The sequence below is a fragment of the Blastococcus sp. SYSU DS0539 genome, assembly GCF_054050855.1.
Genome location: NZ_JBJHAF010000003.1, coordinates 93620 through 112224, shown reverse-complemented (window position 1 = coordinate 112224; position 18605 = coordinate 93620). Strand labels below are relative to the sequence as shown.

The 18605-nt window shown below is 74.8% G+C and carries 20 protein-coding genes and 1 tRNA gene; 10 read left to right on the top strand and 11 right to left on the bottom strand.

All coding sequences use genetic code 11. The annotated features are described in order from the left end of the window. The first annotated feature begins 24 nt into the window (after positions 1 to 24). Positions 25 to 516 (top strand): hypothetical protein, encoded by a 492-nt coding sequence (locus ACI790_RS04895; RefSeq protein ID WP_456568667.1) that lies wholly within the window; start codon positions 25 to 27, stop codon positions 514 to 516. A gap of 21 nt (positions 517 to 537) precedes the next feature. Here the strand turns inward: ACI790_RS04895 and ACI790_RS04890 are convergent, their stop codons facing one another. The 5 genes from ACI790_RS04890 to ACI790_RS04870 form a co-directional block, all read right to left on the bottom strand. After that, positions 538 to 2331 (bottom strand): prolyl oligopeptidase family serine peptidase, encoded by a 1794-nt coding sequence (locus tag ACI790_RS04890; protein WP_456568666.1) that lies wholly within the window; start codon positions 2329 to 2331, stop codon positions 538 to 540. 4 nt (positions 2332 to 2335) lie between these two features. Further along, positions 2336 to 3445 carry a hemolysin family protein gene (locus ACI790_RS04885; protein WP_456568665.1) on the bottom strand — a complete coding sequence of 370 codons (1110 nt, stop codon included), beginning with the start codon at positions 3443 to 3445 and terminating at the stop codon, positions 2336 to 2338. Continuing rightward, entirely contained in the window at positions 3442 to 4806 is a 1365-nt protein-coding gene (locus ACI790_RS04880) for a hemolysin family protein (RefSeq protein ID WP_456568664.1), read from the bottom strand. The genes ACI790_RS04885 and ACI790_RS04880 overlap by 4 nt, the downstream gene beginning before the upstream one ends. A 92-nt stretch (positions 4807 to 4898) precedes the next feature. Then, positions 4899 to 4972 (bottom strand) — tRNA-Pro (locus ACI790_RS04875). A gap of 59 nt (positions 4973 to 5031) precedes the next feature. Continuing rightward, positions 5032 to 5943 (bottom strand): metallophosphoesterase, encoded by a 912-nt coding sequence (locus ACI790_RS04870; RefSeq protein WP_456568663.1) that lies wholly within the window; start codon positions 5941 to 5943, stop codon positions 5032 to 5034. A 52-nt stretch (positions 5944 to 5995) separates the two neighbouring features. Here ACI790_RS04870 and ACI790_RS04865 point away from each other — a divergent pair, with 52 nt between their 5' ends. Further along, positions 5996 to 6448, top strand: coding sequence for a GatB/YqeY domain-containing protein (locus ACI790_RS04865; protein ID WP_456568662.1), 453 nt, complete (start codon positions 5996 to 5998; stop codon positions 6446 to 6448). Positions 6449 to 6464: 16 nt separating this feature from the next. Here ACI790_RS04865 and ACI790_RS04860 read toward each other — a convergent pair whose 3' ends face one another. Genes ACI790_RS04860 through ACI790_RS04850 form a run of 3 tightly spaced genes read right to left on the bottom strand, consistent with a single transcriptional unit; the run spans position 6465 to position 10966 of the window. Continuing rightward, entirely contained in the window at positions 6465 to 8714 is a 2250-nt protein-coding gene (locus tag ACI790_RS04860; RefSeq protein WP_456568661.1) for a transglycosylase domain-containing protein, read from the bottom strand. Between the two features lie 42 nt (positions 8715 to 8756). Next, the gene (locus ACI790_RS04855; protein ID WP_456568660.1) at positions 8757 to 9974 is read right to left on the bottom strand and encodes an ArsA family ATPase; all 1218 of its coding nucleotides are present in this window, start codon (positions 9972 to 9974) and stop codon (positions 8757 to 8759) included. Then, complete coding sequence (locus ACI790_RS04850) at positions 9974 to 10966, bottom strand: ArsA-related P-loop ATPase (RefSeq protein WP_456568659.1); 993 nt, start codon at positions 10964 to 10966, stop codon at positions 9974 to 9976. Before ACI790_RS04850 ends, ACI790_RS04855 begins: the two co-directional genes overlap by 1 nt. Positions 10967 to 11069: 103 nt before the next feature. On the opposite strand from ACI790_RS04850, the gene ACI790_RS04845 reads away from it, so the two are divergent. Genes ACI790_RS04845 through ACI790_RS04835 form a run of 3 tightly spaced genes read left to right on the top strand, consistent with a single transcriptional unit; the run spans position 11070 to position 12504 of the window. Continuing rightward, positions 11070 to 11240 carry a hypothetical protein gene (locus ACI790_RS04845; RefSeq protein WP_456568658.1) on the top strand — a complete coding sequence of 57 codons (171 nt, stop codon included), beginning with the start codon at positions 11070 to 11072 and terminating at the stop codon, positions 11238 to 11240. After that, entirely contained in the window at positions 11237 to 11716 is a 480-nt protein-coding gene (locus ACI790_RS04840) for a RidA family protein (RefSeq protein WP_456568657.1), read from the top strand. Before ACI790_RS04845 ends, ACI790_RS04840 begins: the two co-directional genes overlap by 4 nt. After that, positions 11713 to 12504 (top strand): NUDIX hydrolase, encoded by a 792-nt coding sequence (locus ACI790_RS04835; RefSeq protein WP_456568656.1) that lies wholly within the window; start codon positions 11713 to 11715, stop codon positions 12502 to 12504. Before ACI790_RS04840 ends, ACI790_RS04835 begins: the two co-directional genes overlap by 4 nt. Before the next feature lie 204 nt (positions 12505 to 12708). Here the strand turns inward: ACI790_RS04835 and ACI790_RS04830 are convergent, their stop codons facing one another. Then, on the bottom strand, positions 12709 to 13383 hold the full coding sequence (locus tag ACI790_RS04830) for a Crp/Fnr family transcriptional regulator (RefSeq protein ID WP_104526541.1): 675 nt from the start codon (positions 13381 to 13383) through the stop codon (positions 12709 to 12711). Between the two features lie 141 nt (positions 13384 to 13524). Further along, on the bottom strand, positions 13525 to 13767 hold the full coding sequence (locus ACI790_RS04825) for a hypothetical protein (protein ID WP_269191750.1): 243 nt from the start codon (positions 13765 to 13767) through the stop codon (positions 13525 to 13527). A 101-nt stretch (positions 13768 to 13868) separates the two neighbouring features. On the opposite strand from ACI790_RS04825, the gene nth reads away from it, so the two are divergent. The 5 genes from nth to ACI790_RS04800 are packed head-to-tail and all read left to right on the top strand — an operon-like array spanning position 13869 to position 17651. Then, positions 13869 to 14669 carry an endonuclease III gene (gene nth, locus ACI790_RS04820; protein WP_456568655.1) on the top strand — a complete coding sequence of 267 codons (801 nt, stop codon included), beginning with the start codon at positions 13869 to 13871 and terminating at the stop codon, positions 14667 to 14669. Beyond that, on the top strand, positions 14669 to 15247 hold the full coding sequence (locus ACI790_RS04815) for a TlpA family protein disulfide reductase (RefSeq protein ID WP_456568654.1): 579 nt from the start codon (positions 14669 to 14671) through the stop codon (positions 15245 to 15247). Before nth ends, ACI790_RS04815 begins: the two co-directional genes overlap by 1 nt. Next, complete coding sequence (locus ACI790_RS04810) at positions 15244 to 16005, top strand: NUDIX hydrolase (protein ID WP_456568653.1); 762 nt, start codon at positions 15244 to 15246, stop codon at positions 16003 to 16005. Before ACI790_RS04815 ends, ACI790_RS04810 begins: the two co-directional genes overlap by 4 nt. Next, positions 16002 to 16463, top strand: coding sequence for a cupredoxin domain-containing protein (locus ACI790_RS04805; RefSeq protein ID WP_456568652.1), 462 nt, complete (start codon positions 16002 to 16004; stop codon positions 16461 to 16463). Before ACI790_RS04810 ends, ACI790_RS04805 begins: the two co-directional genes overlap by 4 nt. Before the next feature lie 6 nt (positions 16464 to 16469). After that, positions 16470 to 17651: a MarP family serine protease gene (locus ACI790_RS04800; RefSeq protein WP_456568651.1), complete on the top strand. Its 1182-nt coding sequence runs from the start codon at positions 16470 to 16472 to the stop codon at positions 17649 to 17651. Between the two features lie 24 nt (positions 17652 to 17675). Here ACI790_RS04800 and ACI790_RS04795 read toward each other — a convergent pair whose 3' ends face one another. Further along, positions 17676 to 18605 (bottom strand): alpha/beta fold hydrolase, encoded by a 930-nt coding sequence (locus ACI790_RS04795; RefSeq protein ID WP_456568650.1) that lies wholly within the window; start codon positions 18603 to 18605, stop codon positions 17676 to 17678.

Sequence of the window (18605 nt, the reverse complement as noted above, 5' to 3'; positions counted from 1 at the left end):
GCGCGGCGACCGCAGGATCCCCCGGTGACCGGCGACGACCTCCTGCCCGGCGGCGGGCCGGCGTTCCCGCCGGACCCGCGGCCGGACCCGGGGCCCGACCGGTACACGCTCCTGGGCTGGGTCGAGCTCGAGCTGGCGCTGGAGGGCGGCGTCCGGGTCGACGCCGCGCACGCCGTGCTCGGCGACGCGGTCGTGCGGGCGTTCGGCCCCGGGATGTTCGGCCGGCTGGCCGAGGCCCTGGCCGCGGAGGGGCGCGACCCGCAGGACCTCGCCGTCCTGCTGGACGACGACGACCTCGCCGACCGGGTGCTCGCGGTGCTGCACGAGCGGAGGGGCGCCGACGACCGGGCGCCGGAGCCGCCGGAGGCGCACCTCGTGTGGTCGGCGTTCTCGCCGGACGACCCGCACGGGGGGCGGCGCGCGTTCTCCCGGGCGGTGCGCCGGCGGGCGGAGAACGCCCGCCGGGCGCTGCTGGAACCGCGTCGTCCGCGGGTGGCCGGCCGGCGCGACAGGTAGCCGCGCCGGCCGGGCCGGCCGCTAGGGCCGGACGTGCCGCAGCGCGAAGGCCAGGGCGACCTCCACCTGCCGGATGGTCTCCTCGATGACCAGCGAGCCGTGGCCGGCGTCGAACCGGTACACCTCGTGCTCCTTGCCGAGCTCCTCGAGCCGGCCCAGGTAGTTGTCGATCTGCCGGATCGGGCAGCGCGGGTCGTTCGCCCCGGCCACGACCAGGACCGGTGCGGCCACGGCGTCGACGTAGGTCAGCGGCGAGGAGCGCACGTACACGTCGCGGACCTCGTCCGGGGAGCCGCCGAACAGCGCCCGGTCGTAGGCCCGCAGGCCCTCCATCTCGTCCTCGTAGGCGGCCAGGTAGTCGGCCACCGGGACCTCGGCGATCCCCGCCGCCCAGCGCTCCGGCTGGGTGCCCAGGCCCAGCAGGGTGAGGAAGCCGCCCCACGAGCCGCCGGTCAGCAGCACCCGCTGCGGGTCGATCACGCCCTCGGCGACCAGCGCGTCGTAGACCGCGCCGATGTCCTCGAGCTCGGTCAGGCCCGGGCGGCCGGTGAGCGCGTCGCGCCAGGCCGAGCCGTAGCCGGTGGACCCGCGGTAGTTCACGTGCACGACCGCGTACCCGGCGTCGACGTAGGCGGCGCGGCGGGCGCGGTAGGAGTCGTCGTCGGCGGCCTCGGGCCCACCGTGCACCAGGAAGGCGGTGGCGTACGGCCCCGGCCCGGCCGGGCGGACCAGCAGCGCGTGCACGTCGCCGCCCGGCCCGGGGACCCAGCGGTCCTCCACCGGGTAGGCAGCCGGCGGCTCCTCGTCGCTCACCGTCAGCACGACCGGCCCGTCGGCCCGGCGGATCACCGGCGGCCGCTCCGCGTTCGACCAGGCCAGCTCGACCGTGCCGTCGGGGCGGGCGGTGGCGCCGCGGACGACGCCCGGCGGCGTCTCCAGCTTCTCCAGCGCACCGGAGCCCAGGTCGTAGCGGTACAGCTCGCTGCGAGCGGCGTGGTCGTGCCCGACCAGCAGCGCGGAGCCGTCGGGGTACCAGCCGGCGGTCACGTCACCGGGCAGGTCGAGCACGATCTCGGTCTCGGTGCCGGCGGCGACGTCCCAGAGCAGCAGCTCCTCGCGACCGCGCCGCTCGTGGCCGACCAGCAGCCGCCGGTCACCGGGCAGCGGGGCGAACTCGAGGGCGTGCAGCCCCCGGCCCTCGCCGTCCCACTTCTCGGCCACCACCGAGTCGTCCGCGGTCCGCAGCACCCGGAGCGCGGGGTAGCGCGGGTCGCCGTGCTCGGAGTGCGAGATGACCAGCAGCTCGTCGTCGCGGGTCAGCGCGTCCACCGACGCCGGATCGGGGTGCCGGTAGACCACCCGCGGCGTGCCGCCGGAGGGAGCCAGCCACAGCTCGCTGCCGTCGTCGGTGCTGCGGCCGATGGCGACCACGGACCGCCCGATCTCCAGGCCCGCCGGGTAGGCCGGGCCCACCTCGGCGACCGCGACGGTGTCCGCCCCGCCCGCGAACGGCTGGGTCATCCACACGCCGAACTCGTCGCCGTCGTCGTCGGCGAACCACCAGATGGTGCCGCCGTCGGGGCTGAGGGTGGCGATCAGCGTCCCGTTGGGCCGGTCGGTCACCTGCCGGTGGGTGCCGGTCTCCCGGTCCCACGCGTACTGCTCGACCACGCCGCTGACGTCGGAGGAGTAGAGGTTGCGGTGCGGCGCCTCCTCGGCCCAGTCGGGCAGCGAGACGCGGGGGGCGCGGAAGCGGGCCTGCCAGCGGGCGGTGACCTGGGGGGGAAGCACAGGGGTGGTGGGGTCGGCGGTCACCGGCTCATCTTCCCCCGGCGCCCGCACCGGCGACCGGGGCGGCCCCGTCGGGCACGGCCGCCTGCCGCTCCTCGACGCGGCGACGCTCGGCGGCGGCGTCGCGGACGTCGCCGATCAGCTGCTCCAGCACGTCCTCCAGCGCCACGATGCCGGTGGTGCGGCCACCGTCGACCACCCGGCCGAGGTGCGCGCCGCCCTTCCGCAGGGCGGCCAGCACCTCCGGCAGCGGTTCGTCGGCCCGCAGCTCCACGAGGGGCAGCACGTCCCGGTCGGGCATCGGCTCGTCGCGGCGGGCACCCGGCACGTCGAGGACGTCCTTCACGTGCACGAACCCGGCCAGCTCGCCGTCGGCGCCGCGCACCGGGTACCGGCTGTAACCGTGCTGGGCGACGACCGCCTCGAGCTCCCGCGGGGTGGTGCTGCGGGGCACGGTGACCAGCCGGTCCAGCGGCAGGACCACCGAGGAGAGGTCGGTGTGCTCGAAGGTGAGCGCACCGGCGGCGAGCTCGCCCATCCCCGCCCCCAGGTGCCCCTCCTGCTGCGACTGGGTGACCATCGAACGGATCTGCGCCGCGTCGAAGCTGGCGGCCACCTCGTCGGTGGGCTGGACGCCGAACAGCCGCACGAAGGCGTTGGCGATCGTGTTGAAGAACCAGATGAACGGCTTGAGCAGCCGCACCATGACCGCCAGCGGGGGCCCCAGCACCAGCGCCGCCCGGTCCGGCCCGGCGATGGTGATGTTCTTCGGCACCATCTCGCCGATCACCATGTGCAGCACGGTCACGATCGACAGGGCGATCACCAGCGCGATGGGGTGCAGCAGCCCCTCGGGGATGCCGGCGGCCTCCAGCGGGACCTCGATCAGGTGCGCCACGGCCGGCTCCCCGACGGCGCCCAGCCCCAGCGAGCACAGGGTGATGCCCAGCTGGGCCCCGGCCATCATCTGCGACACGTTCCGCATGGCGGCGAGGGTCTTTACGGCGCGGGCCGAGCCGGCTTCCGCCCGCGGCTCGATCTGGTCGGCGCGGGTGGAGACCAGCGCGAACTCGGCGGCCACGAAGAAGGCGTTGCCCAGCAGCAGGGCGACCAGGATCAGCAGGCTGACGGCGGTCATGCCGGCACCTCCACCCGGAGGCGGGACGCCGTGGCGCCGCCGGCGTCGGGCTCCGGCGGGTCGGCCACCTCGGCCGGCCGCTCGGCCCGCACCCGCGCCACCCGGCGTCCCTCCAGCGTTTCCACCCGCAGCCGGACGTCGTCCACGGTCACGCAGTCACCGACCTCCGGCATCCGCTGGAGCTGCTCGGTGAGGAAGCCGGCCAGGGTCTCGTAGCGGCCCTCGGGCACGGCGATGCCGGTGCGCTCGAGCACCTCGTCGGGGCGCAGCAGCCCGGAGAGCAGCCAGGCGTCGTCACCGACGCGGCGCAGCGTGCGCAGCGGCCGGTCGGTCTCGTCGGTGATCTCGCCGACGAGCTCCTCCACGATGTCCTCCAGCGTCACCACCCCGTGCGTGGCGCCCCACTCGTCGACCACGAGCGCCAGCTGCAGGCCCTGGTCGCGCAGCAGGTCCAGCAGCCGCTCCAGGTGCATCGACGAGGGGACGGCGAGCACCGGGACGGCGAGCTCGCCGGCGGTGCGGCGGCCGCGCTCGGCCTCCGGCACCGCGACGGCGTGCTTCACGTGCACCACGCCGGTGACCTCGTCGAGGTCGGAGCCGTACACCGGGAAGCGGGAGTTGCCCGAGCTGACCGCGGCGGAGATGACGTCGGCGGCGGTGGCGCTGGCCCGCAGCGTCCACAGCTGCGTCCGCGGGGTCATGACGTCGGTGGCGAACTTGCCGCCGAGCTGGAGCGAGCGCTGCAGCAGCCGCGCCGCGACGGGGGAGAGGTCGCCCTCGGCCGCCGACCGGCGGGCGACGGCGGCCAGCTCGTCGGCGTCCCGGGCGGTCTCCAGCTCCTCCCGCGGCTCGAAGCCCAGCCGCCGGACGATCGCGTTCGACAGCCGCTGCAGCGTGTGGACGACGGGGCCGGTGAGGCGGGTGAACGCCCGCATCCCCGGCGCGATGAAGCCGGCCACGGACAGCGGGTTGGCGATGGCCAGGTTCTTGGGCCCCAGCTCGCCGAGCAGCATCTGCAGCGTGGTCGCCAGCGCGATCGCCAGGCCGACCGACACGGCGGTGGTCGACGCGCCGGTCAGGCCCGCGGACTCCAGCGGCCCGCGGAGCAGCTGGCCGATCGCGGGCTCGGCCAGGTAGCCGACCAGCAGCGTGGTGAGCGTGATGCCCAGCTGCGCGGCCGACAGCTGGGTGGACAGCGTCCGCAGCGCGCGGACGACGCCGCGCCCGCGGCGGTCACCGGCGGCGGCGGCCTCCTCGGCGCGACCGCGGTCGACGGTGGTGAGGGAGAACTCGGCTGCGACGAAGAAGCCGGTGAGTGCCGTCAGGAGGACGGCGGCGAGGAGGAGCAGCCATTCGGTCATCGCGGCACCCGGTGCCCGCCGGGGCGGCGCGCCAACCGGAACGTGGCCGGAACGACTCAGGGGCCGCCTTCCGGCGGCCCCCGAGCGGAGGGTCGGGGTGACAGGATTTGAACCTGCGGCCTCGTCGTCCCGAACGACGCGCGCTACCAAGCTGCGCCACACCCCGAGGTGCGTCGTCGAGTCTAGCGCTAGACGCCGGACCTCTCGGCGGCGGGGGACCGCGGCTCAGGCCGGGCGCGCGGTGAGGGTCAGCAGCGTGGCCTCGGGCGGGCAGGCGAAGCGCACCGGGGCGTACGGGCTGGTGCCCAGGCCGGCCGACACGTGCAGCCAGGTGCCGGCCGGGCGCGCGGGCGAGGGCGGCGCCCAGCGGTGCAGCCAGCGCACCCGGTCACGGTCGATGCCGCAGTTGGTCACCAGCGCCCCGTAGAACGGCACCCGCAGCTGCCCGCCGTGCGTGTGCCCGCAGAGCAGCAGGTCGTAGCCGTCCGCGGCGAACCGGTCGAGCACCCGCGGCTCGGGGGAGTGGGCCAGCCCGATCCGCACGTCGGCGCCGGCGTCGGCCGGACCGGCGACGAGGTCGTAGCGGTCCCGTTTGAGGTGCGAGTCGTCGACGCCGGCGAAGACGATCCGCCGGCCGCCGACGGTCAGCTCGCCGCGGCCGTTGGTGAGGTCCAGCCAGCCCCGGTCGCGCATGCCGTCGCGCAGGTCGCGCCAGGGCAGCTCGTCGCCGTGCACCCGCTTGTGGTCGCGCTTGAAGTACTTGAGGGGGTTCTTCGGCCGGGGCGCGTAGTAGTCGTTGCTGGCGAGCACGAAGGCGCCCGGCCGGTCCATCAGCGGGTCGAGGGCGCGCAGGGTCGGCGGGACGGCGTCGAAGCCGGCGAGGTTGTCCCCGGTGTTGATCACCAGATCGGGCTCGAGCTCGGCCAGCCCGGCGATCCACTCCTGCTTGCTCCGCTGCCCGGCGGTCATGTGCAGGTCCGACAGCTGGAGGATCGTCAGCGGCGCGGAGCCGGGCGCCAGCACCGGGACGTCGAAGCGGCGCAGCGTCCAGCGGGTGCGTTCGTAGAGGCTCGCGTATGCGGTGACCGCCGCGCCCGAGGCGACGGCGGCGGTGGGGACGGCGGTGTACCAGCGCACCCGCCGAGCCTACGGGCGCGGACCGCGACGGCGTCGTGTCAGGCTGGTCCCCGTGCCCGACCTCAAGGAACAGCTGCGCGCCGACCTGACCACCGCCATGAAGGCCCGTGACGAGCTGCGCACCGCCACGCTGCGCATGGTGCTCGCCGCCGTCAGCGCGGAGGAGGTGGCGGGCAAGGAGGCCCGCGCGCTCACCGACGACGAGGTGCAGGCGGTGCTGCGCCGCGAGGCGAAGAAGCGGCGGGAGGCCGCCGAGGCGTTCGGCTCGGCCGGCCGCGCCGAGCAGGCCGCGCGCGAGCAGGCGGAGGGCGACGTCCTCGCCGGCTACCTGCCGGCGCAGCTCGACGACGCCGACCTGGCCGCGATCGTCGCCGACGTCGTCACCCGCACCGGCGCCTCGGGCATGAAGGACATGGGCAAGGTCATGGGTGCGGCGAACGCGGTCGTCGCCGGGCGGGCCGAGGGCTCCCGCATCGCCGCCGAGGTGCGCCGCCAGCTGGGCTGACGGCGGCTCGCTCCCCCTAGTCGACGGGCGGCGGAGTCTGCGGCTCCGGCTCGTCGATGGCGCCCGGCGTGGGTTCCGTGCCCGTCGCGGTGTCGGCCGGCGGCGGCTCCGCGGGCGGCGGGGGCGCCGGCGCGGGCGGCGGCGTGGTGGTGCGCTGCTGCGTCGTCCCGGTCCGGTTGCGACGGTTCGAGTCGTCCCGCACGGGGCCGGTGGGTGCGGCGTCGACGCCGCGGCCGGCGTACTTCGGATCGGCGGGCGGGAACGCCGCGGCCGGCTGGTTGCCCAGGATCGGCGCCATCGCGTCGCGCCAGATGCCGGCCGGCTTGCCGCCGCCGAAGCCACCCACGCTCAGGTTGTCCCGCGCTCGGAACACCATGACGCTGGCCGTGTACTCGGGGGTGGACCCCACGAACGTCACCGAGTCGTTGTCGTTCACCGTGCCCGTCTTGCCGGCGATCTGGTGGCCGGGGATGTGGGCCCGCGAGCCGGTCTGCAGCCGGTTGCCCGGCTCGACGTCCTTGATCATCATCTGGTTCAGCGTGTCGGCGATGCCGGGTTCGAGCACCTGCTCGCAGCTGTTCTCCTGGACCACCGGCTCGCCGTCCGCGCCGGTGAACGGCTTCCCGTTCGGCGTGGTGATCGCCACGATCGGCGTCGGCGTGCACTTCACGCCGCGGGCGGCGATCGTCGCGTAGGCGTTCGCCAGGTCCAGCGGGCTGACGCCGTCGGTGCCGTAGGCGAACGACGGGCGGTTCTCGTCGATGATCGTCTGGGCCGGGGTCTGGGTGACCGAGTAGTCGAAGGTCATGCCCAGCCGCTGCGCCATCTCGACGGCCGGCTCGATGGAGCCGAGCGCGTCCTCCAGCGCCAGGAAGTAGGTGTTGGAGGACATGTACAGGGCCTGCGTCATGGTCAGCGTCCGCGGGTACGAGCTGCCCACGTTGCCGATCGAGTAGGGCTCGATCTCCTGCGTCTCGGGGTCGTAGGCCTCGTAGACCCGGGAGGTGTACGGCTCGCTCGTGGTGATGGTGTGGCTCGCCGGGAGCCCCATCTCCAGGGCGGCGGCGGCGACGAAGGTCTTGAAGGTCGAGCCGGAACCCTTGGTCGGGACGACGGCGAAGTTCACCGACTCGCACTCGGGGCCGTCGCAGCCGTAGCGGCGGTTGACGCTCATCGCGAGCACGTGACCGGTGCCCGGCTCGATCGCGTCGTAGACACCGACGGTCTCGTCACCCATGGGCACGGTGTTCAGCACGGCCTGGTCACCGGCGAGCTGCATGTCCGGGCGCAGCGTGGTCTGGATGGTCAGCCCGCCCTTGTTCAGGTCGGCCTGGGTCAGGCCCAGCGTGCCGATCACGTACTGCTGGACGAAGGCGCAGAAGAACCCGCCGATCACCGCGTCGATGCACCCGTTCGCCGGCGGCTGCCCGGGGGCCACCTGGACCGGCTGCGGCGCGATGTCGGCCAGCTCCTGGTCGGTGATGTGGCCCAGGTCGTGCATGCGCTGCAGCACCTGGTTGCGCCGGATCTGCGCGTTCTCCGGGTTGTTGATCGGCTCGTCGTAGAAGGGGCTCTGCACCAGCCCGGCGAGCATGGCCGCCTGGGGGAGGGTGAGGTCGGCGGCGTCGACGCTGAAGTACCGCTGGGCCGCGGCCTGGATGCCGTAGGCGCCCTGCCCGAAGTACACCAGGTTCAGGTAGCGGGTGAGGATCTCGTCCTTGGAGTAGGTGTCCTCCAGGGCGAGGGCCAGCCGCGCCTCCCGCAGCTTGCGGCCGACGTTCTGCGCGTCGGCGGCCTCGCGGGCCTCGGGGGTGGTCGCCGTCTGCAGCAGGGTCTGCTTCACCAGCTGCTGGGTGAGCGTCGAGCCGCCCTCCTGCACCGACCCGGCGGCGAGGTTCTTCATCAGCGCCCGCACGGTGCCCTGCACGTCGAGGCCGTTGTGGTCGTAGAAGCGGGAGTCCTCGATGTCGACGAGGGCCTGCTTCATGACCTCGGCGATCTGGTCCGACGTCACCGGGATGCGGTTGTGCTCGTAGAAGTTCGTGATCAGCGTGCCGTCGGCGGCGAGCACCCGGGTGACCCCCGCGGGGGTCTTGTCGGTGAGCTCCACCGGGAGCGCGTCGAGCAGCGACACGGAGTTGCGTGCCGCCAGCCCCGTCCCGCCGATCCAGGGCAGCATGAGTCCCGCCACGAGCGCGCCGGCGACGACGATCGTCGCGGCGAGCTTGGCGAGCAGACGGGTCCGGACGCGCGCGTTCTCCGACATCGCGGCCAGGGTACGTCGGGTGGCGCTGCCGGGGCGCCGCGCTCAGCCGCGGCGCGCGGGCAGGACGCGCGTCCTCGGCGTGCCCGTCGGCGTGTCGCCGTCCGGACCGATGAGCGCCTCGGCCATGACCCGTAGCCCCTCGAGGTCGTGCACGTCCCCGGCGGCGGCCGGGACGGTGCGCACCGCGACGTCGGGGTGGGCGCTGGTGAACCGGTCGGCCAGGTGCTGCTCGCGCCCCGCCAGCTGCATCCGCTCGGCGTGCACCCGCAGCGCCGCCGCCACCAGGTCGGCCGCGTCGCCGCCGGCCTCGGCGACGTTCTCGGCCGCGCCCTCCGCGCGGGTCGCCGAGAGCCCGGTCGTCGCCGGGGGGTGGGTGCGGTTGAGGACCAGCCCGGCCAGCGGCATGCCCTCGGCGGAGAGCCGGTCGACGAAGTAGGACGCCTCCCGCAGCGCGTCCGGCTCGGGGGCGGCGACCACCACGAACCAGGTGCCCGGACGGCGCAGCAGCTCGTAGGTCGCCGTCGCCCGCTCGCGGAAGCCGCCGAACATGGTGTCCAGCGCGGCGACGAAGGCGGAGATGTCCCGGAGCAGCTGGCCGCCCAGGATCTTGCTGACGATCCGGCTGAACAGCAGGAAACCGGCGCTGGCGAACTTGAACCCGGTCCGGCTGGGCGCCATGAGCAGCCGGATCATCGTGCCGTCGAGGAACCGGCTCATGCGGTTGGGGGCGTCGAGGAAGTCCAGCGCGGAGCGGGACGGCGGGGTGTCGACGATGACCAGGTCCCACTCCTCGCTGGCCCGCAGCTGGCCCAGCTTCTCCATCGCCATGTACTCCTGCGTGCCGGCGAAGGAGGAGGAGAGCGCCTGGTAGAAGGGGTTGTCCAGGATCGCCTGGGCCCGTTCGGGCGTGGAGTGAGCGGTGACGATGTCGTCGAACGTCCGCTTCATGTCCAGCATCATCGCGTGCAGCTCGCCCGGCGCCCCCGGGACGTCGACCCGCCGCGGCTCGTTGTCCAGCTCGACGAGGCCGAGCGACTGCGCGAGCCGCCGGGCCGGGTCGATGGTGAGCACGACGACGGTGCGCCCGGCCTGGGCCGCGGCGAGCGCGAGGGCCGCCGACGTCGTCGTCTTCCCGACGCCGCCGGCGCCGCAGCAGACGACGATGCGGGTCTCCCGGTCGGCGATCAGGGCGTCCAGGTCCATCGCCGGAGCCTGCCGCGGTGCGCGGGTGCGCGGCTCGGTGGTCGTGTCGGCGGCCATCAGCGGGTCACCTCCGCGCGCAGGTGCTCCTCGAGCCGCCCGGCCAGCTCGAACAGGCAGCCGAGGTCGATCGGGCCGGGCAGCAGCGGCAGCTCCAGCGTGGGGCGGTCCAGCGCGGTCACCTGGTGGCGCAGCGCGTCTTGCGAGGCCCAGCGGCGGGCGTGCTCCACCACCTCGGCGGCCAGCGCGTCGGCGAGCTCGGGGCCGCCCGGGAGCTGCGCCGTCGCGAGGGCGGGGGACAGGTCCGCGCCGGTCAGCTCGCCGGCGACCGCGCGGGCGAGGGCCGCGGCCGGCAGCACCGGCTCGGCCGCCATGTTGACCACGACCGAGCCGATCGGCATCCCGGCGGCTTGCAGCTCGGCGATGGCGTCGGCGGTCTCCTGCACGGGCATGTCCTCCAGGATGGTGACCAGGTGGACCGCCGTCTGCGGGGAGCGCAGCACCGCCATGACGCCGTCGCTCTGGGTCTTGATCGGGCCGGACCGGGCCAGCTGGGACATCTCACCGGTGACGCCGAGGAAGCGGGTGATCCGCCCGGTGGGTGGCGCGTCGACGACCACGGCGTCGTAGACCGGCCGGCCGTTCTGGCGGCGGGTCACCGCCTCCTTGATCTTCCCGGTGATCAGCACGTCGCGCAGACCCGGTGCGATGGCGGTGGCGAAGTCGATCGCGCCCATCTTGCGCAGCGCCCGGCCGGCCCGCCGGAGGTTGTAGAACATGTCGAGGTAGTCGAGGAGCGCCTCCTCGACGTCGATGGCCAGCGCCTTCACCTCGCCACCGCCGCGCGCGACGGCGATCCGGCGCTCCTCGTAGGGCAGCGGTGCGGTGTCGAACAGCTGGGCGATGGCCTGCCGGCCCTCGGTCTCCACCAGCAGCACCGAGCGCCCGTCGGCGGCCAGCGCCAGCGCCAGGGCGGCGGCGACGGTGGTCTTCCCCGTCCCTCCCTTGCCGGTGACCACGTGCAGGCGCGCGGGCGACAGTTCGGGGGGCACGGCACCAGCGTAGGAGCTGGTGAGCGGGTCGGCCCGCCGCGGCGGTGCCGGGACGGCGGCGGCGCTGCCCGCCACGGCGCGCGGCTGCAGTAGCGTCGCGCCCATGAGCGAAGCCGCGCGCCAGAAGTGGGAGTACGCGACCATCCCCCTGCTGGTCCACAACACCAAGGCGATCCTCGACTCCTGGGGCGTCGACGGCTGGGAACTGGTGACGGTGCTCCCCGGCCCCGGCGGGGCCCAGCAGCTGGTCGCCTACCTCAAGCGCCCGGTATGACCGCCTCCTCCGAGGCGGCCCCGAGCTGGCACGCCCGGCTCGCCGAGCTCGGCATCCGCCTGCCGCCGGTGGCCGCGCCCGTCGCCGCCTACGTCCCGGCCGTGCGCACCGGCTCGCTGGTGTTCACCTCCGGCCAGCTGCCGTTCGTCGACGGCGGGCTGCGCCGCACCGGCAAGGTCGGCGGCTCGGTGGACGCGGAGGCGGCCGCGGCCGACGCCAAGCTCTGCGCGCTGAACGCCCTGGCCGCCATCGACGACCTCGTGGGCCTGGACTCCGTCGCCCGCGTCGTGCGCGTCGTGGGCTACGTGGCCAGCGTCGAGGGCTTCACCGGGCAGCCGCGGGTGGTCAACGGCGCCAGCGAGCTGCTGGGCCGGATCTTCGGCGAGGCGGGCCGGCACGCCCGCAGCGCCGTGGGGGTGGCCGAGCTGCCGCTGGGTGCCCCCGTGGAGGTCGAGCTCACCGTCGAGCTTCGGTGAGCGCCGAACCGAAGCAGGCGGCGACGGTCCTGCTGCTGCGGGACGGGACGCCCGGGCTCGAGGTGTACCTGCTCCGCCGCACCAAGGGGATGCCCTTCGCCGGTGGGATGACCGCCTATCCCGGCGGCGGCGTCGACCCGCGCGACGGCGACACCGACATCGGCTGGGCCGGGCCCGCGCCGGCGCAGTGGGCGACCGCCTTCGGCTGCGACGAGCGCACCGCCCGCGAGCTGGTGTGCGCCGCGGTGCGCGAGACGTTCGAGGAGGCCGGGGTCCTGCTGGCCGGACTGCCCGACGGCTCCGTCGTCCCCGACGTCTCGGGGAACGACTGGGAGGAGCAGCGCCAGGCGCTGCTCAGCCGGCAGATCTCCCTGGCCGGCCTGCTGGCCGACCGCGGCCTCGTGCTCCGGTCGGACCTGCTGCGCCCCTTCGCGCACTGGATCACCCCGCCGGTCGAGCCGCGTCGCTACGACACCAAGTTCTTCGCCGCGGCGCTGCCGGTCGGCCAGGAGGCGCGGGACGTCTCCGGGGAGGCCGACGAGGCGGCGTGGCTCAGCCCGGCCGCAGCGCTGGCCGAGCTCGACGCGGGCACCCGCCCGATGCTGCCGCCGACGTCGCACACCCTCGGTCAGCTGGTCGCTTTCCCGGACGTGGCGGCCGCGCTGGCCGGCTCCCCGCCGGACCCGCTGCACCCGATCAGCCCTCGGTTCGAGGAGACCCCCGAGGGTCGCTGGGCGGTCCTGCCCGACGGCACCCGCATCCGCCTGGCGGTGCCGCTCCCCTCGTAGCCCGCTCGCCACGCCGCGGCACGAGTCCACCGCCGGCACCCCGGCTCTGGGGGTCGTGTTCGCGCTGTGGGGGTCCTGCAGGACCCCGAGTACGCGAGATCGACCCCCAGAGCGGGCGGCCGCGAGCTGGGCAGGAGCGGGGACGAACCAGCGAGGCCCGGAACCTGAGCGGTTCCGGGCCTCGCTGGTTCGACGCGGGAAGGGTCAGCGCGCGCGGCGGCGCAGGCGCTCCTCGTCGAGGACGACGACGGACTTGCCCTGCAGCTGGATCCAGCCGCGGTGCACGAAGTCGGCCAGGGCCTTGTTCACCGTCTCGCGGGAGGCGCCGACCAGCTGGGCCAGCTCCTCCTGGGTGAGGTCGTGCTTGACGCGCAGCCCGTCGGAGTCCCGGCTGCCGAAGCGGTCGGCCATCTGCAGCAGCGCCTTGGCCACGCGGCCCGGGACGTCGGTGAAGATCAGGTCGGCGACGCTGTCGTTGGTGCGGCGCAGGCGCCGGGCCAGGACCCGCAGCAGCTGCTCGCCGATCTCCGGGTGCGCCTCGATCCAGGGCAGCAGCACCGACTGCGGCATGCGGGCCAGCTTGACGTCGGTGACCGCGGTCGCGGTCGCGGTGCGCGGGCCCGGGTCGAAGACCGACAGCTCGCCGAACTGGTCCGAGGGACCCATGACCGCCAGCACGTTCTCCCGGCCGTCGGGCGAGCGGCGGGAGAGCTTGATCTTGCCGGTCATGACGATGTAGAGGCTGTCGCCCGGCTCGCCCTCGTTGAAGACCACCCGGCCCCGGGGCAGGGTGATCGTCTCGAGCCGGCTGATGACGGGGTCCACCGCGTCCTCGGAGAGCCCCTGGAAGAGCCCCGACTGAGCCAGCACCTCGTCCACTGCACGTCCTCTCACACTGTCTGCGGGCACAGGGATGCCCGTGCCCACGGCGAGTCTAGGCGGCTGTGCGGTCGGTCACCCGATCGGTGGTCCGGAACGTGCCCACTCCGGGGGAGGGAGCGGTCGCCGGGTCCCCGCCGCTCAGACCATCGGGGGGTTCTCGGACCGGCGCCGGCCGCCACTGCGACGGCGCCGCCAGCGGGACAGCGCCCGCCGGAGGCCCGAGGTGGCGAGGGTGTCCACCTCGCCGGGCGTGGCCGTGTTCAGGAACTCGCTGACCTCGCGGGGCGACGCCGGGCGGCGCAGGGGTTCCTCGACGCGCTCCATGACCAGCAGGAACGCGATCAGCAGCGGTGGGAACAGGATGACACTGAGGGCGACCATCCCGACCTCCTCTGCGTCGTCGGCGGCACTCGGGGGGAGCGGTCCGTCCTCGATGATGGCACGGCGGAAGAGGGTCGGCAGGGCCGCATACCCTCGACCGCGTGTCCGCACCCGCGTCCCCACCGGCCTACGCGCGCCCGACCCGAACCCGGCGACCCACCCGCGCGGCGCTCACCGGGGCCTCCCCGTTCGACCCGGGCGAGTCGCCGCTCGGGCGCACCCGCCGGGCGCGGCGGATGGCCCGGGAGCTGGCGGTCATCCACCCGGACGCCCACTGCGAGCTGGACTTCACCAACCCCTTCGAGCTGCTGGTGGCCACCGTCCTGTCCGCGCAGACCACCGACAAGATGGTCAACAAGGTGACGCCCACGCTGTTCGCGAGGTACCCGGACGCGTTCGCCCTCGCCGGCGCGGACCGCGAGGAGCTCGAGGCCGTCCTCAAGCCCACCGGCTTCTTCCGGGCCAAGGCGAACTCGGTGCTGGGGCTCAGCCAGGCGCTGGTCGAGCGTTTCGACGGCGAGGTGCCGCCGCGGATGGCCGACCTCGTCACCCTGCCGGGGGTCGGCCGCAAGACGGCGAACGTCGTCCTCGGCAACGCCTTCGGCGTCCCGGGGCTGACGGTCGACACCCACTTCGGCCGGCTGGTGCGCCGGTTCGGCTGGACCGCGGAGGACGACCCGGTCAAGGTCGAGGCCGAGATCGCGAAGCTGGTGCCGAAGAAGGAGTGGACCGACTTCAGCCACCGGGTGATCTTCCACGGGCGGCGGGTCTGCCACGCCAAGAAGGCGGCCTGCGGCGCGTGCGGGCTGGCGCAGTGGTGCCCGTCGTTCGGCATCGGCCCGGTCGATCCGGAGGTCGCGCTGAAGCTCGTGAAGACCCCGACCGCCTCGGACACCGAGTGATGCGCCGCGCTCTGCCGTTCCTCGGCCTGGTGGCCGCGATGCTGCTGGGTGGCTGCGCCGCCGCCGACGACGACGGCCCGGCCGCGGCGCCGGCCACGACGACGCCGGTCGCCGCGCTGGCCGCCTGCCCGGAGCAGCCCGGCACCGCGGCGGCGGGCGCCGAGCGGCTGCCCGCGCTCTCCTTCGACTGCCCCGGAGGCGGCTCCCTCGACCTCGGCCGCGCCCCCGGCGTCCCCATGGTGGTGAACCTGTGGGGGAGCTGGTGCGCGCCGTGCCGGGAGGAGATGCCGATCCTCCAGGAGTTCGCCGAGGTGGCGGGGAACCAGGTGCGGATGGTCGGCGTGATCAGCAAGGACGGGCTGCCGCAGGCGGCCTCGTTCGCCGACGACGTGGGCGTCACCTTCCCGAGTGCGTTCGACGGCGAGGGGCAGCTGATGGCCGAGCTGGGCCTGAACGTGCTGCCGTTCACCTACTTCGTCGACGCCGACGGCGCGCTGGTGCACACCGAGGCCGGTCCGGTGAGCTCGCTGGACGAGCTGCGCGGCCTGGTCGCCGAGCACCTCGGGGTGCAGCTGTGAGCGCCGCACCGGACGTCGACGGGCTCCCGGAGTACCTCCACCGGCTGCTGGACGCCGCGGCCGACCTGCCGCTGCGGCACCGGATGCCGAAGGTCACCGCCACCGCCCGGCGGTCAGCGGTGCTGATCCTCTTCGGCGAGAGCGCCCGGGGGCCGGACGTGCTGCTCATCGAGAAGTCCGCGCACCTGCGCAGCCACGCCGGCCAGCCGGCCTTCCCGGGCGGCGGGGTCGACCCAGGCGACGACTTCCCCGTGGGGACGGCGCTGCGCGAGGCGCAGGAGGAGGCCGGGATCGACCCCGACGGCGTGCGGGTGCTCGCGACGCTGCAGGAGCTCTACCTGCCCCCGTCGGACCGCCTGGTCGTCCCGGTGGTCGGCTGGTGGGACGACCCGCGCGACGTCAGCGTCGGCGATCCGCACGAGGTCGCCCGCGTGGCCCGGGTGCCCCTCGCCGAGCTGGCGGACCCGGGCAACCGGTTCCGGCTCCGGCACCCGTCGGGCCACATCGGGCCGGCGTTCACGGTGGCCGACATGCTGGTCTGGGGCTTCACGGCCGGGCTGCTGGAGGCGATCCTCGAGGCGGCCGGGCTGGCCCGGCCGTGGAACCAGCGCGACGTCCGCCCGATCCCCGAGTCGATGCTGCGCCCCTACACCCTGCCGGGCTCCGGGGACGACGACGAGACGGGGGACGCCGCCGCGCCGACGGTGGCCGATCCCGCGCCCGACGGTGCTCCGACGCGTACGGTTCGGCCCCGATGAGCGGGTGGATGTGGCGACGGCGGGCCGCCGCGGTGGGCGTCGGCGCGGCCCTGGTCGCCGGAGCGCTGACCGGTTGCGGGGGTGGCGGGGAGGCCCCGGCACCGTCCACCGAGGGCCCGGGCTCCACGCAGGGCCTGGGTGAGGTGACCGTCGCCGAGGACGGCGTCCAGGAGGTCACCGTCCAGACCAGGGACGACTACGAGTTCTACCCCGACCGGTTCACCGTCGCCCCCGGCCGCGTGCGGCTCACCGTGGTCAACCTCGCCGACGAGATGACCCACAACCTCGAATACACTGACGACGAGCTGCCGGCCCCGATCGACGCAGGCGTCGCCTTCCTCGCCCCCGGGCAGGAGGAGACCATCGAGTTCGAGGTGACGACGCCGGGCGACTACCCGTTCGCCTGCACGTTCCACCTGCAGCTCGGGCAGGTGGGCACGATGACGGTCAGCGGGTAGCCGCCGGTGTCCTTGGTCGACCTGGTCCTGATCGTCCTCGCCCTGCTCTTCGCGCTCTCCGGGTTCCGCCAGGGGCTGCTCGTCTCGGCGACCTCGATCCTCGGCTTCCTCGGCGGCGCCGTGCTGGGCGCGCAGCTCGCCGGCCCGGTGGCCGACCGCATCGAGGGCTCCAGCGTCACGCGGGTCTTCGCCGCTCTGGTCGTGGTGCTCGCCGGGGCGCTGCTGGGGCAGATCCTGGCCGGGGCGATCGGCCGGGCGGTGCGCTCCCGGGTCACCTGGGAGCCGGCCGAGATGGTCGACTCGGTCGCCGGTGCCGTGGTCTCGGCGGCGTCGGTCCTGCTGGTCGCGTGGATGGTCGCCTCGCCGCTGGCCAGCTCGCCGTTCCCGCAGGTGGCCAGCCAGGTGCGGCAGTCGGCGCTGGTGCAGGCCGTCGACCGGGCGGTCCCCGACGGGGTCCGCAACGTCTACGAGAGCCTGCGCGAGGCGATCGACCGGCGGGGGCTGCCCGACGTCCTCGATCCGCTCACCCCGACCGATGCGCGGGCCGTGCCGGCGCCGGACCCGTCGCTGCAGAGCAGCGACGTCGTCACGTCGGTGCAGGGCTCGGTGGTGAAGATCCGCGGGGTCGCGCCCTCCTGCTCGCGGCAGATCGACGGGTCCGGGTTCGTCTACGCCCCCCAGCGGGTCATGACCAACGCCCACGTGCTGGCCGGCGTCACCGATCCGGTCGTCGTCGCCGAGGGCGAGGAGTACGACGCGATCCCCGTCCTGGTCGACGAGGAGATCGACGTGGCGGTGCTCGCGGTGCCCGGGCTGCCCCAGGTGCCGCTGCGCTTCACGGCGGAGTCGGCCGACTCGGGCGACGACGCGATCATCATGGGCTACCCCGGCGGCGGCCCCTTCTACGTCGGGCCGGCCCGCGTCCGGGACCGCGGCGAGATCAGCGGCCCCGACTTCCGGAACACGCGCACCGTCGTCCGCGACGTCTACGCGCTCTACGGCCAGGTGCGCGCCGGCAACTCCGGTGGCCCGCTGTTCGCCCCCGACGGGAGCGTCCTCGGGGTCGTCTTCGCCTCGGCGATCGACGACCCGGACACCGGCTACGCGCTCACCGGCCCGCAGGTGGCCGACGCGGCGGCGGAGGGCAGCCGGGCCCTGGCCGAGGTCGGCACCGGCCCCTGCGAGTAGGGGTTCCCGCCCGGAAAGGGGCGGTCAGCCGCGGGCCCAGGCGGCGACGGCCCGGCCGATCTCCTCCGGGGCCTCCTCCTGCGGGAAGTGGCCCACCCCGGCCAGCTCGCGCCACTCGTAGGCACCGGCGACGTACCGGCCGGATCCGCGCGCGGTCTCCGGCAGGACGTACGGGTCCAGCGCGCCGTGCAGTTGCAGCGTCGGCGCGGTGATCGGCGCCGCCATCCGGCGCGCGTAGCGCAGTCCGTCGGGCCGCAGCTGCGACCGGCCGGCCCAGCGGTAGTACTCCATCGCGCCGTAGGCGGCCTGCGGGATGCGTGCCGCCGCGCGGTACCGGTCCACGGCGGCGGCGAAGTCGGGCGTGCGGGCCCAGTCCGGGCCGGCCCAGCGCTGCATCAGGTCGGCGACCGGGTCGTCGTCGAGGCGGGTCAGCCGGCGCTCGGGCAGCCGGGGCACCTGGAAGCCCAGGGCGTGCCGCAGAGCCCGGCGCTGCCGGCGATCGGTCATGCCGGCCCGCAGCCGCCGGGGATGGGCCATCGAGACGACGACGAGCCGCTGCACGACCCGGGGGTGCAGGGCGGCCATCGTCCAGCCGAGCAGGCCGCCCCAGTCGTGGCCGACCACCACGGCGTCGCGCTCGCCGAGCGCCCGCACCAGCGCCGCGACGTCGGCGGAGAGGGTGGGCAGGTCGTACCCGCGGGGTGGCTTGTCGCTGGCCCCGTAGCCGCGCAGGTCCGGGGCGACCGCGCGGAACCCGGCCTCCGCGAGCGAGGTCAGCTGCGCGCGCCAGGTCCACCAGAACTGCGGAAAGCCGTGGAGCAGCAGGACGAGCGGCCCCTCCCCGGCCTCCGCCGCGTGCAGCCGCACGCCGTTGGCGGAGATGTCGCGGTGGGTCCACGGCCCGGGGAGCAGGACGCTCGTGGCGTCGGGACGGCCGTCCGGGGGGACGGTCAT